Source organism: Cellulomonas humilata (genome assembly GCF_013359775.1).
Classification (GTDB): domain Bacteria; phylum Actinomycetota; class Actinomycetes; order Actinomycetales; family Cellulomonadaceae; genus Cellulomonas; species Cellulomonas humilata.
In genome coordinates this window covers 200,810-213,014 of sequence record NZ_JABMCI010000060.1, presented here as the reverse complement: position 1 = coordinate 213,014, position 12,205 = coordinate 200,810, and the positions used below count along the sequence as shown (strand labels likewise).

Sequence of the window (12,205 nt, the reverse complement as noted above, 5' to 3'; positions counted from 1 at the left end):
TCAGAGGCCCGGGTCCTGAGGCTCGGACAGGGAGAGCGTCGCGCCGACCACGGCGGGCGTCGCCGAGATCCGCCGCTCCAGCGACGCGAGCACGTGCGAGGCGTCGTCCTCGGCCATGTTGCCCGCGAGGTCGACCGCACCCACCAGGTAGATCTGCCGCGCCCCCACGAACTCGAGCCGCAGCTCGGTGACCCGGTCGATCTCCGGGAGCTCCAGCAGCGCCCGGACGGCCGCGCCCTGGAGCCTCGGGTCCACGGCCTGGCCGACGAGGAACCGCCGGTTGCGGTCGATGAGCACCACGGCGACCACGGCCAGCAGCACCCCGACCAGGATCGAGCCCACCGCGTCGGGGATAGCCGAGCCCGTCACCTGGTGCAGCGCGATGCCGACGGTCGCGATGAGGATGCCGACCAGCGCGGCCGCGTCCTCGAAGAACACCGCGCGCACGGTCGGGTCAGACGTCTCCAGCACGTGCTCGAGGACGTCCCGGTCCTGCCGCGCCGCCGCGCTCTTCACCTGGCGCGACGCCTGCACGAACGAGATCCCCTCGAGCACCGCCGAGACCCCGAGGACGATGTACGCGATGCCGAAGTTGCTGGCCGGCTCCGGGTGGATGAGCTCCTGGATCCCGTGCGTGATCGACACCCCGGCGCCCACCGCGAACAGCCCGATCGCGGCGAACAGCGACCAGACGTACACCTCGCGGCCGTAGCCGAGCGGGTGGCTCGGGTCCGGCGCCCGTGCGGCGCGGCGCTGCGCGATGAGCAGGAACACCTCGTTGCCGGCGTCGGCCCACGAGTGCGCCGCCTCCGCCAGCATCGACGCCGCCCCGGTCATCACGGCGGCGATCGTCTTGGCGACGGCGATGAGCAGGTTGGCCCCGAACGCGACGACGACGGTGAGCGTGCTCTCGCCGTGCGCGTCCTGGGTCGACCCCGCAGGGGACACCACCGCGACCGGGGTCTCCGCGGGGTCGCCCGCAGCGGGGTGTGCCATGACACGTGACTAGCACAGGCACCGGGTGATGTCTCCCCCACGGGCCGCGTTCGCGCTGGTCGCCCGCGTGCGGCCACCCCGGCGGGGGTGTTGGGTGAGCGCATGACCACCCACCTCGACGCCTGGCCCACCGGCACCCCGACGTGGGCCGACATCACGGTGCCGGACCTCGCCGCCGCCCGCGCCTTCTACGGTCCGCTGTTCGGCTGGGAGTTCGAGGTCGGTGGTCCCGAGGTCGGCGCGTACACGCAGGCGTTCGTCGACGGGCGCCGCGTGGTCGGGCTCGGCGAGCCGATGGGCGACGATCCCGCGCAGCCACCGGCCTGGTGCGTCTACCTGGCCACCGAGGACCTCGCCGCCACCGCCACCGCCATCGCCGACGCGGGCGGCCGGGAGGTCGTGCCGCCGATGCCGGTCATGGACCTCGGCTCCATGGGCATCTTCGTCGACGCCGCCGGGGCCGCCTTCGGGGTCTGGCAGCCCGGCTCGCACACCGGCTGGGACGTCGTCGAGGAGCCCGGCTCGGTCGTCTGGTCCGAGGTCATGGTGCACGACCAGCCCGGTGCCGTCGCGTTCTACCAGCGGGTGTTCGGCTACGACGTCGAGGACCTCAGCGCCCCGGGGTTCGCCTACGCGTCGGTGTCCGTCGGCGGCTCGCCCGTGGCGGGGGTGGGCGGCTACGGCGCCCAGGCCTCGGACGCGCCCGCCGCCTGGACCCTCTACTTCGGGGTGCCGGACACCGATGCCGCCGCCTCGCGCGTCGGCGACCTGGGCGGCACCGTCGTCAGCCCGCCGACCGACACCGCGTTCGGGCGCATGGCGATCGTCTCCGGGCCGTTCGGTGAGGTCTTCGCGCTGATGGGGCCCGCGACCGACGCCTAGGCTGGACCCCCGTGAGCCTCCCGTCCGACGCGTTCCGGCACCTGGCGTCGCGGCCGCACGAGCCGCTGCGCACGTTCCACCCGCGCCGCGCACCCCTGAGCCAGGAGCGCGAGGACGCGCTGCGCACCCTCTGGCCGCGCTACGGGTTCTCGGTGCACGACGCGGGCTCGCCGGCGCCGCAGCTGCCCGACGGCGCCCTGGACACCGTCACGCTCTTCGGCCGGTCGGCCCCGGTGGTGCTGGAGATCGGGTCGGGGATGGGCGAGACCACCGCGGCGATGGCCGCCGCCGACCCGTCGCGCGACTACCTGGCGGTCGAGGCGCACCTGCCGGGCGTCGCCAACCTGCTCGTCCTGATCGACCGCGCCGGCCTCACCAACGTGCGGATCGCCCACGGCGACGCCCTCGACCTCGTGCGCACGACGCTGCCGGAGCAGTCGCTCGACGCCGTGCACGTGTTCTTCCCCGACCCGTGGCCCAAGGCCAAGCACCACAAGCGCCGACTGGTGCAGCCCGCGCACGTCGGGCTCCTGCTGTCGCGGCTGCGCGTGGGCGGCACGCTGCACTGCGCCACCGACTGGGTGGACTACGCGGACGCCATGCTCGAGGTCCTCACGGCCGACCCCTCCCTCGAGAACACCGTGGACGCGTTCGTCCCCCGCCCGCCGTACCGGCCGGTCACCAAGTTCGAGCGACGCGGCCTCGACCTGGGCCACGAGGTCCGCGACCTGGTGTTCCGGAGGGTTCGATGACGTTCCGCATCCTGCTCGTCCCCGGCGTCAACCCGGACCGCTGGCTGCGCGTGTGGGCGGAGCGGCTGCGGGACGTGCCGGTCGAGCTGGTGCACGCGTCGCCCGACGAGGCCGTCCCGCTCCTGCGCTCCGGCGGCGCGGACGTCGCCCTGGTCCGCCTGCCCGCGGCCGGCGACGACCTGTCGACCATGCCGCTGTACACAGAGTCCACGGTGGTCGTCGTGCCTAAGGACCACGTGTTCAGCGTGGTCGAGGAGATCGACGCCGCGGACCTCGACGACGAGCTGCTCGTCGTGCCGCTGGACGACCAGCTGCACTGGGCCGACGCCCCCGGTACACGTTTCGCCGGCGACCCCGTCCCGACGACGGCCGACGCGGTCGAGCTCGTCGCCGCCGGCGTCGGGGTGCTCGTCCTGCCGCAGTCGCTCGGGCGCCTGCACCAGCGCCGCGGCCTGGTCGCGCGGGTCGTCCGGGACGCGCCCGGCTCCGCGGTCGGCCTGGCATGGGTCACCGACCGGTACGACGACCTGACCGAGGAGTTCATCGGCATCGTCCGCGGCCGCACCGCGACCTCGTCGCGCGGCCGGGGCGCCCCGGCCCCGGAACCGACCCCACCGACCCCCCGCGGCAAGGGCTCGGGCGGGAGCGCGACGGGCAAGGGCACGTCCGGCAAGGCCGCGACGGGCCGCAAGTCGTCGGCCAAGGGCTCCGCCACCCCCCGCACCCGCAAGCCCCGCCCCCGCTGACCACCATCGCGCCGCGAGAACAGCGTGGGTGCCGCTTCGTCGCGCCTTGACGCCACCCACGTTGTTCTCGTCGGCCGTCGGGCGCGGCGACTTGTCCGGATAACGGCCGACCCCGGGGCCCGCGGGAGTAATGTCCGGCTTCGGGGGTACCGCGACGACGCGAGCCGGGAGGTCCGATGAGCAGCGCCCTGACCGACGAGTCCCCCGCACCGGCGAAAGGCCTGAGCTCCGGCACCCTCGGCCTGTGGGGCAACACCGTCATCGGCCTCGCCTCCACGGCACCCGCGTACTCGCTGGCTGCCACGCTCGGCTACGTGGTGCTGGCGGTCGGCGAGAAGTCCCCCGCCATGTTCCTCATCGCGTTCGTGCCGATGCTGCTCGTCGCGATCGCGTACCGCGAGCTCAACTCGGTCATGCCGGACTGCGGGACCACGTTCACCTGGGGCGCCAAGGCGCTCGGTCCGTGGGTCGGCTGGCTCGGCGGCTGGGGCCTGGCGGTCTCCGGGATCATCGTGCTGGCCAACGTCGCCGAGGTGGCCGCCGTCTACTTCCTGCGGGCGTTCGGCCTCGACGAGGTGGCCGAGAACCGCATCGCGGTCCTGATCATCGGCGTCGGCTTCATCGCGGCCATGACCTGGGTGAGCTACCGCGGCATCCTGGTGAGCGAGCGGCTGCAGAACGTGCTCGTCGTGTTCCAGTTCATCGTGCTCGGGAGCCTGAGCATCCTGGCGCTCTGGAAGGTCTACGGCGGCACCGCCGGACCGCAGGCCGTGCTCCCGCAGTGGTCCTGGTTCAGCCCGGCCGGCCTGTCGTCGTCGGCCATCGCCGCCGCCGTGATCCTGTGCATCTTCATCTACTGGGGCTGGGATGCGTGCCTGGCCATCAACGAGGAGACCAAGGACCTCGCCCGCACGCCCGGGCGCGCCGCAGTGCTGGCCACCGTGATCCTGCTGGTCACCTACTGCCTGGTCGCGGTCGCCGTGCAGGCGTTCGCGGGGTTCGGCACCACGGGGATCGGCCTGAACAACGAGGCCAACATCGACGACGTCGTCACGGTGCTCGGCGGTCCGCTGCTGGGACCCGTGATGGCGTTCATCCTGCTGCTGGTCATCGCGGTGTCCGCCACGGCGTCCACGCAGACGACGATCCTGCCGACGGCCCGCGGCACCCTGGCGATGGCCGTCTACAAGGCGGTGCCCGGGCAGTTCGCGCGTGTGCACCCCGTGTTCAAGACGCCGTCGTTCTCCACCCTCGTCATGGGGATCACCGCCGGCGCCTTCTACATCGTGCTCAAGCTGCTCAGCGAGGACGCCCTGTTCGACTCGATCGCGTCCCTGGGCCTCGCCGTGGCGTTCTACTACGCCGTCACCGCGTTCGCGTGCGTCGTGTACTTCTGGCGGTCGATCTTCCGCAGCACCCGGAACTTCTTCCTGCGCGGCCTGTTCCCGCTGCTGGGCGGCGCCGGGATGGTGTGGGCGTTCGGCATCTCGGCGCGGGACATGCTCGACCCCGACTACGGGTACACGAGCTTCGGCGGCGTCGGCGGGGTGTTCATCATCGGCGTCGGGATGCTGGCCCTCGGGGTACCGCTGATGGTCGCGTGCGCCGCGAGGCTGTCCCTGCGGCCGTACTTCCGCGGTGAGTCGCTCAACCGCGACACCCCCGTGCTCGTGCCCGACTTCGAGCCCCCGCGCGGAGGGCTCTGACCGAGGGTCAGCTCTCGCGGGCTGCGGCGGCCTTCCGGTCCGCATCGGCCTTGCGGTCCGCCTCGCGCGACTCCTGGAGCCGCTCCTCCAGGCGCACCTGCGCGGCGATCTCGCGCTCGCGGACCAGCCAGTTGGGCGGCTCGGCCTGGAGCGCTTCGATCTCCTCGGTGGTCAGCGGGTCCGTGATCCCGCCGCGGGCCAGCCCGCCGATCGAGATGCGCAGCCGGCCGGCGATGACGCTGCGCGGGTGCGGCCCGTCGCGGCGCAGGTCCACCAGCCACTGCGGGGGTGTGCGCTGGAGCTCGGTCAGCTCGTCGCGCGTGATCATCCGATTCTGGAAGTCCTCCGGCGTGGCCGGCAGGTACACGTCGAGCTTGGCGGCGGCGGTCGACGCCTTCATCTCCTGGGACTTCTTCGCGGGTGTCACGCGTCAAGGGTAGCGAGGCCGCAGGGCACCGCGTCCCAGCGGTGCCCTGCGGAGGCCGGTCAGCGCTCCGGCGGTACCGGGTGCGTGCCCCAGATGCGGTCGATGTAGTCGCGCATGGACCGGTCGGAGGAGAAGAAGCCGGACCGCGCCACGTTGAGCACGGCCGACCGCGTCCACGCCTCGGTGTCCGCGTAGGCCTCGTCGACCCGGGCCTGCGCGTCGATGTACGCCTGGTAGTCGGCCAGGACCAGGAACCGGTCCTCCGACAGCAGGTTGGACACGATGGGCTCGAACGTCGTCCGGTCGCCGTCGGAGAACACCCCGGACGCGATCAGGTCGAGCGCGTGCCGCAGCGAGCGGTTCTGCTCGTAGTAGGACGTCGGGTGGTAGCCGCGGTCGACGATCTCCGCGACCTCCGGCTCGAGCAGCCCGAACAGGAAGAAGTTGTCGTCGCCCACGAGCTCGCGGATCTCGACGTTCGCGCCGTCGTCGGTGCCGATGGTCAGGGCACCGTTGAGCGCGAACTTCATGTTGCCCGTGCCGGACGCCTCCTTGCCGGCCAGCGAGATCTGCTCCGACAGGTCCGCCGCGGGGATGAGCTTCTCCGCGAGCGTGACGTTGTAGTTGGCGGGGAACGCCACGGTGAGCCGGCCCTGGAGCGCGGGGTCGTTGTTGATGGTGCGGCCGACGGCGTTGATGAGGCCGATGGTCTGCTTCGCCATCTTGTAGCCCGGAGCCGCCTTGGCCCCGAACGCGAACGTGCGCGGCGTGACGTCCTCGATCCGCACGGCGCCGGACCGCACCTGGTCGTACAGGGTGACCACGTGCAGGAGCTTGAGGGTCTGCCGCTTGTACTCGTGCAGACGCTTGACCATCACGTCCAGCATGGTGTCCGGGTCGATCACGATGCCGTCGCGCTCCTGGAGCACGTCGACCAGCCGGAGCTTGTTCGCGCGCTTGACCTCGCGGAACGCCCGTCGGAACTCGGCGTCCTCGGCCAGCGGCTCCAGCTCCTTCAGCCGCTCCAGGTCGGTCACCCAGCCGTCGCCGATGGCCGCGGTGACCAGCTCGGACAGCCCTGGGTTGGCCAACCGGACGAACCGGCGGGGCGTGACACCGTTGGTGACGTTGATGAACTTGTCCGGGAAGTAGTCGGAGAAGTCGTGCAGCACCTTGTCCTTGAGCAGCTGCGAGTGCAGCGCCGCGACGCCGTTCACCTTCGAGCCCGCGACGGTGGCCAGGTACGCCATCCGCACGGCCCGCTCGGGGTACTCGGCGATGATCGACATCCGGCGCACCCGCAGCTCGTCGTCCGGGTAGGCCTCCCGGAGCTCGGCCATGAAGTCCTCGTTGATCCGGTAGATGATCTCGAGGTGGCGGGGCAGCAGCTTGCCCAGCAGGTCCACGGGCCAGACCTCGAGGGCCTCCGGCAGCAGCGTGTGACAGGTGTACGCGAAGCACTTCTGGGTGGTGGCCCAGGCGTCGTCCCAGTCCCAGCCCTTCTCGTCGACCAGGATCCGCATGAGCTCCGGGATGGCGATGACGGGGTGGGTGTCGTTGAGCTGGAAGATGATCCGGTCCGGCAGCCGGTGCAGGTCGAAGTCGTGCGGGAGCACCTGGTCCAGGAAGTCGCGGATCGAGCACGCGACGAAGAAGTACTGCTGCTGGAGGCGCAGCTCCTTGCCCTGCGGCGTGGAGTCCTCCGGATAGAGCACCTTGGAGATGTTCTCCGCGAACGTCTGGGCCCGGACCGCCTGGGCGTAGTCGCCCGCGTTGAAGATCTCCAGGTCGAACGCCCGCGTCGCCCGCGCGCTCCACAGCCGCAGCGTGTTCACGCGGCCGTTCTCGAACCCGGGGACCATGTAGTTGTAGGGGACGCCGAGGACGCTCCAGCCCGGCACCCAGGTGGTGCGCTCGACGCCGGCCGCGTCGATCTGCTTCTCGGTGTGCCCGCCGAAGTCGACGGTGACGGCCGACTCCGGGTGCGGGAACTCCCACGGCGAACCCAGCGCCAGCCAGTTGTCGGGCTTCTCCACCTGCCAGCCGTCGACGAACGTCTGGCGGAAGATGCCGTACTCGTACCGGATCCCGTAGCCGATGCAGGGGACGTTCATCGTCGCGAGCGAGTCGATGAAGCACGCCGCGAGCCGGCCGAGACCGCCGTTGCCCAGACCCGGCTCGACCTCCGCCTCGCGCAGCTCCGCCAGGTCGATGCCCAGGGACGCCAGCCCTTCCTCGACCACCTCGTCGAGGTCCGCGGCGAGCAGCGCGTTGTCGAGCTGCCGGCCGAGCAGGAACTCCGCGGACAGGTAGGCGACGGACTTCGCCTGGATCTGGAACTGCCGACGCAGCGTGGCCAGCCACCGGACCATCAGGTAGTGCCGCACCGTGCGGGCCATCGCCAGGTACTTGTCGTTGACCGACGCGCGCGTCAGGTCGGTGCCCTGCCCGAAGTTCAGCTCCCGCAGGAACTCCCGGACAAAACCGTCGACCGTGTGCTCGGGCGTGGCGATGGGCGTGGGTGTCGAGTTCTCCGTCACGCGAGCCACGGTAGCGGGCGTCCCGGCGAAGGACCGAGCCGTGCGATCAGTCGTAACAATCGGTCGCGTCACACCCTGGCGGGCGCGTGCGGCGTGTCTCTAGGCTGAGTCCCAGGTCGCAGCGTCGCCGAGCGGGAGCGGGTACCCGATGGTCGTCTTCCTGATCCGAGCGTTCATCTTCCTCGCCTCGGCAGCCCTGGGCCTGTGGATCGCGTCGCTGATCGTCGACGGGTTCACCGTGACCGCCTCGGGGTTCCTCGTCGCCGTCGTCGTGTTCGCCGTCCTCCAGAGCATCCTCACGCCGTGGTTCCTGGTGATGTCCCGCAAGTACGCCAACGCGCTCACGGGTGCCGTCGGCCTGGTCTCCACCGTCGCGGCGCTCTGGGTGGCGACTCTCTTCGGTGACGGCCTGACCATCAGCGGCACTACCGCCTGGGTGTTCGGCTCGCTCACGGTCTGGATCGTCACCATGCTCGGGACGCTGATCCTCCCGCTGATCTTCCTGCGCAACCGCGTGCAGAAGAAGAACGCCGAGGTCTGAGCGCTCCTCACCAGCCGCTGGACGAGTCCGGGTGCAGCTCCGGGCACGTCGTCGCGCCGTCGGCGAGCAGCTCGAAGTGCCAGATCTCGTTCGCGTACGTGCGGCACAGACCCAGCTCGAGGCCGTGCTCCCCCAGCCAGAGGGCACTCTCCGTCGGCCCGACGTCGATCGCCGTCCCCTGCACGTGCGCGGACGACTCGGGAGGGAGCACCCACCGGCGCGCCTCCTCGAGCGACCCGTAGCGCTCGACCGCGTCGTCCACGAGTCGCTGCTGGTCCGCCGCGGACCGCCAGCCGGAGGTCAGGGTGAGGGGCACGCCGTCGGCGGCCGCCGCCGCCTGGGCGGCCGCGAACCGCTGCTCGAGCTCCGGGCTCAGCCCCTGCGCTGTCGGGGTGGGACCCGGGCTCGCTGCACTGCCGAGCGCGTGCACGAGGCCGACGACGACGACGCAGAGCACGACCACCGCGCTCGCGACGGCCCACCGCGCACGGCGACGGCGCACTCGTTCCGGGAGTCGTCCGACATAGAGGGTCACGATCCCCACTGTGCGGTGGGCGGCCTCCGCTGCGCGTGGCCCTCAGGACTGATCGTGGTGGGGCGAGACTGGTCCCCGGGGCGGACGGCTCAGTCGTGGTACCCCATCGGGAAGCCGCTCTCGCCCTCCGCCCACGCGTCGGTCGTCGCCCGCGGGGGTGGCGTGTGCCGCACGTCCCCGCACCGCGTGCACCGCCACGTCGAGTCGACGTCGGCGAGGCGGACGTACGGGTGGTCGATCGGGAGCTCGCACCACCACCAAGCACCGGATGGTTCGTGATCGGGCGTCCGGTCACGCAGCGCCGACAGCAGGTTGATCAGCGCGAACACGGCCACGAAGGCGACCACCACGCCGAGGAACGCCAGGCCGAGCGAGAACCAGGACGTGGGGAGCAGCAGTGCCAGAGCCCCGCCGAGCGCGAGGACCAGCACCACCGAGCGGAAGATCACGCGTCGTCGTCGCATCGCACGCCTCCAGCAGCGATCCTCCTCCGCCTGACCACCCAGGGAAAGAGCGAGGGCGCGGCGCGCACAGGCCCGAGCGCGTCAGGAGTCAGGGGCGCGCGCGGGATCCTCACGTCGGTGCCCGGAAGTGAGCTCAGCCAGCTTGCCCAGGTCGAGGCTCGAGTGATCGACAGCGGCGACGCGCACGGCTGTGGTCGCCGTCAGGGTTGCCGTTCGGACACCCGCCTCGAGGGCTGCGCGCTCCCCGACGACCGCGCCGGGACCGACCTCGCCGAGCGACTCGCCGTCGACCTCGACCCGTAGGCAACCGTCCAGCACCAGGTAGACATCGGTGTCGTGCACGCCCTGCTCCGTGAGCGTCTCTCCCTCGACCAACCTGCGCACGTGCGGCGTGGCGGCACCCCTCATGATGAGGCTGGACAGCTGCCGCTCGAGAGCCGACTCGACCTCGGTGACCACGGCTGGCGAGTCGACAGAGCCCCACGGTGTTCGGTCCGGCTGCGAGTGGTGCATCCAGTCGTCCCAGTCGGTCAGCCCACTCTTGGAGGCCAGCTGCCCCTCTCGGTCGAAGACCCAGTGCCGTGGGAACGGGCTCGCCCCCACGAGCTGTCCCCGACATACCCCGTCTGCCTGGATCTCCAGTCGAAGAGTGGTCCAGACCCAGGGGGCGATGATGCGGATGTACGGCGCACCAGCGACGGTGCGGGGCAGCGGTGAGCTGGTGCGACCTCCGAACGTCTGCTGGAACGACGCTGTCCCGTCGGCCCACGTCGGCCCCTCGCGAAGCAGCGGGAGGGCAACATTGGTGAATCGCACGGATCCGAGACCGAACCTCACTGTCGAGCCGCCCATGACGCCGTCGCTGTCCTCGCCGAACCCGGCCGCCACGACCCGCCCGTCATCGACCTCGATCCACCCCGAGAGGCGGTGCGCGAACCGGAACGCATCGTTTCGTCCGTCGACTCGCAGGCGCTCCAGCGTGCTGACCTCGTCTGCCGGTGGGTTGTCATAGTGTCCGAGCCCGACGGCGAACGCGCCGCGATAGGGGCCGTCGAGCGACTCCGACGGGATCCAGCTCACCGTCGTCACGGAGCCTTCGACCCGATCGTTCGTCATGGTGTGCCCCCAGTCATCTCAGGAAAGGCCGCCGCCGCGATCGGTGCCCCCGAGCTGGCCAGCCGGTGCAGTCTCCACCGACCAGGAACACCGCGCAGGACCCGGGTCCCGACCTGCTCGGCGAGCGGGTGCTCTCCGGTGCAGAGAGCCAGGGCGACGTCGGTGACGTAGACGTCGCCCGCGTCGGCCAGGGCTGCGACGCGCGCGGCAACGTGCACGGCCTGCCCAGCGACGCCGGTGTCGAAGATGCTGACCTCTCCGGCGTGGACACCTTGTCGGACTGCTACCCCACTCGGCGCGCTCTCGTCGCGGATCTCGACGGCACATCGCAGTGCTTGGCTCGCCAGGCGGAACGCGGCAAGGAACCCGTCGCCGGCGGTGTCGATCTCGGTGCCGGCGTATCGCGTGAGGGCAGCTCGCACCATCCTGCGGTGGTCTTCGAGGAGCCGTCGCCAGCCCTCTTCGCCGAGACGGGACATCGACGTCGTCGAGCCGACGAGATCGGTGACCAGGAGGGCGACGAGCTGGCGATGGGCGGCTCCCCCGACGCGGGTGCCGGCAGCAAGGTCCTCGAGCTCGTCGAGGATCGGCCCGCCGGGCATGGAGACGTCGGCGAGATCTCCGTCGAGCTCAAGGAAGCGAGAGTTCGGGAGATGGTCGGCGACCCACTGGACATGGGAGACCAGGGCTTTCGCATTGCCGCGAGCGTGGACGACCACCACCGGCGCCTTCACCGCAGCGAGATACGGCCTGACGTCGGTGTTGAGGAAGCACCGCACCCACCAGTCCGCGGTCGCCGGCGTTGCTGCCATGCGCTCGTACCGCTGGAACGCTGCGATGACGCGGGGGTCCTGTCCGACGACGCCGGCGCCCATCGCCAGCAGGATGCCCTGACCCCAGCTGCGGGCCACCATCTGCTGCAACATCTGCGCGACGTCTTCCGGGAAGCCCCACGGGTCGTCCTTGTCGACGACGAACGTCGGGGCGGGCTCGAGCGCCACGATCCCGCTCACGCGGTGCGGGTAGAGGGCCGCGGTGGCCAGGCACTGCGAGGCGCCGTCCGTGGGGCCGTACAGCACCGGCTGAGCAAGCCCGGCCGCGTCCATCACCGCGATCGCGTCCTGGGCGCTGATGTCGAGGGTGGAGAGCTCCGTGACGCGATCGGAGAGCCCCACTCCGCGCTTGTCGAAGAAGGCGACCCTCCCGACCTGAGCCAGCTGCTCGACAAAGCCGGAGAGCTCAGGGATGTCCCACATCGCCTCGACGTGCGTGAGTCCGCCATTGACGATGAGAAACTCGCGGTCTCCCCGCCCCACGGTCTGATAGGCGAGGTAGACGTCGCCCGACCTCGTGAACTGAGTCTCCGGACGCATCGGTCCTCCTGACGGGGATGCTCCGTTGCCCCCGACGCTCCTGTCGACCACCCTGTCCCGCTGCGCCTGGCCGCGCAAGGCTCCGCGCAGCGCCCGGATACCTCCCGTGCGTGCACAACGCACGAGG

General features: G+C 71.2%; 12 protein-coding genes. 5 read left to right on the top strand and 7 right to left on the bottom strand.

Annotation, left to right across the window (positions count from 1 at the left end; translation table 11 throughout):
• Entirely contained in the window at positions 1–996 is a 996-nt protein-coding gene (locus HP550_RS08600) for a cation diffusion facilitator family transporter (protein WP_175347244.1), read from the bottom strand.
• Positions 997–1,098: 102 nt separating this feature from the next.
• Here HP550_RS08600 and HP550_RS08595 point away from each other — a divergent pair, with 102 nt between their 5' ends.
• The 4 genes from HP550_RS08595 (at position 1,099) to HP550_RS08580 (ending at position 5,082) form a co-directional block, all read left to right on the top strand.
• On the top strand, positions 1,099–1,878 hold the full coding sequence (locus HP550_RS08595) for a VOC family protein (protein WP_175347242.1): 780 nt from the start codon (positions 1,099–1,101) through the stop codon (positions 1,876–1,878).
• An 11-nt stretch (positions 1,879–1,889) separates the two neighbouring features.
• A complete protein-coding gene (gene trmB / locus HP550_RS08590) occupies positions 1,890–2,630 on the top strand; it encodes a tRNA (guanosine(46)-N7)-methyltransferase TrmB (protein WP_175347240.1) in 741 nt (246 codons plus the stop codon).
• Entirely contained in the window at positions 2,627–3,376 is a 750-nt protein-coding gene (locus HP550_RS08585; protein WP_175347238.1) for a LysR family substrate-binding domain-containing protein, read from the top strand. Before trmB ends, HP550_RS08585 begins: the two co-directional genes overlap by 4 nt.
• A gap of 176 nt (positions 3,377–3,552) precedes the next feature.
• A complete protein-coding gene (locus HP550_RS08580) occupies positions 3,553–5,082 on the top strand; it encodes an APC family permease (RefSeq protein WP_175347236.1) in 1,530 nt (509 codons plus the stop codon).
• A 7-nt stretch (positions 5,083–5,089) separates the two neighbouring features.
• Here HP550_RS08580 and HP550_RS08575 read toward each other — a convergent pair whose 3' ends face one another.
• Positions 5,090–5,509: a DUF5997 family protein gene (locus tag HP550_RS08575; protein ID WP_343048062.1), complete on the bottom strand. Its 420-nt coding sequence runs from the start codon at positions 5,507–5,509 to the stop codon at positions 5,090–5,092.
• Between the two features lie 59 nt (positions 5,510–5,568).
• On the bottom strand, positions 5,569–8,049 hold the full coding sequence (locus HP550_RS08570) for a glycogen/starch/alpha-glucan family phosphorylase (protein WP_175347234.1): 2,481 nt from the start codon (positions 8,047–8,049) through the stop codon (positions 5,569–5,571).
• Between the two features lie 148 nt (positions 8,050–8,197).
• On the opposite strand from HP550_RS08570, the gene HP550_RS08565 reads away from it, so the two are divergent.
• On the top strand, positions 8,198–8,590 hold the full coding sequence (locus HP550_RS08565; RefSeq protein WP_175347232.1) for a phage holin family protein: 393 nt from the start codon (positions 8,198–8,200) through the stop codon (positions 8,588–8,590).
• Between the two features lie 7 nt (positions 8,591–8,597).
• On the opposite strand, the gene HP550_RS08560 is transcribed toward HP550_RS08565, so the two are convergent.
• From HP550_RS08560 to HP550_RS08545, 4 genes are all read right to left on the bottom strand, one after another.
• Complete coding sequence (locus tag HP550_RS08560) at positions 8,598–9,125, bottom strand: M15 family metallopeptidase (protein ID WP_343048061.1); 528 nt, start codon at positions 9,123–9,125, stop codon at positions 8,598–8,600.
• An 89-nt stretch (positions 9,126–9,214) separates the two neighbouring features.
• Positions 9,215–9,589: a hypothetical protein gene (locus tag HP550_RS08555; protein ID WP_175347230.1), complete on the bottom strand. Its 375-nt coding sequence runs from the start codon at positions 9,587–9,589 to the stop codon at positions 9,215–9,217.
• A gap of 81 nt (positions 9,590–9,670) precedes the next feature.
• The gene (locus tag HP550_RS08550) at positions 9,671–10,705 is read right to left on the bottom strand and encodes a cyclic nucleotide-binding domain-containing protein (RefSeq protein WP_175347228.1); all 1,035 of its coding nucleotides are present in this window, start codon (positions 10,703–10,705) and stop codon (positions 9,671–9,673) included.
• Entirely contained in the window at positions 10,702–12,078 is a 1,377-nt protein-coding gene (locus HP550_RS08545) for an adenylate/guanylate cyclase domain-containing protein (protein ID WP_175347227.1), read from the bottom strand. Before HP550_RS08545 ends, HP550_RS08550 begins: the two co-directional genes overlap by 4 nt.
• Between the last annotated feature and the right edge of the window lie 127 nt (positions 12,079–12,205).

Coding starts and splice junctions, on each gene's coding strand:
- HP550_RS08600 (WP_175347244.1), bottom strand. CDS start 996: ATGGCACACCCCGCTGCGGGCGACCCCGCGGAGACCCCGGTCGCGGTG.
- HP550_RS08595 (WP_175347242.1), top strand. CDS start 1,099: ATGACCACCCACCTCGACGCCTGGCCCACCGGCACCCCGACGTGGGCC.
- HP550_RS08585 (WP_175347238.1), top strand. CDS start 2,627: ATGACGTTCCGCATCCTGCTCGTCCCCGGCGTCAACCCGGACCGCTGG.
- HP550_RS08580 (WP_175347236.1), top strand. CDS start 3,553: ATGAGCAGCGCCCTGACCGACGAGTCCCCCGCACCGGCGAAAGGCCTG.
- HP550_RS08565 (WP_175347232.1), top strand. CDS start 8,198: ATGGTCGTCTTCCTGATCCGAGCGTTCATCTTCCTCGCCTCGGCAGCC.
- HP550_RS08555 (WP_175347230.1), bottom strand. CDS start 9,589: ATGCGACGACGACGCGTGATCTTCCGCTCGGTGGTGCTGGTCCTCGCG.
- HP550_RS08550 (WP_175347228.1), bottom strand. CDS start 10,705: ATGACGAACGATCGGGTCGAAGGCTCCGTGACGACGGTGAGCTGGATC.
- HP550_RS08545 (WP_175347227.1), bottom strand. CDS start 12,078: ATGCGTCCGGAGACTCAGTTCACGAGGTCGGGCGACGTCTACCTCGCC.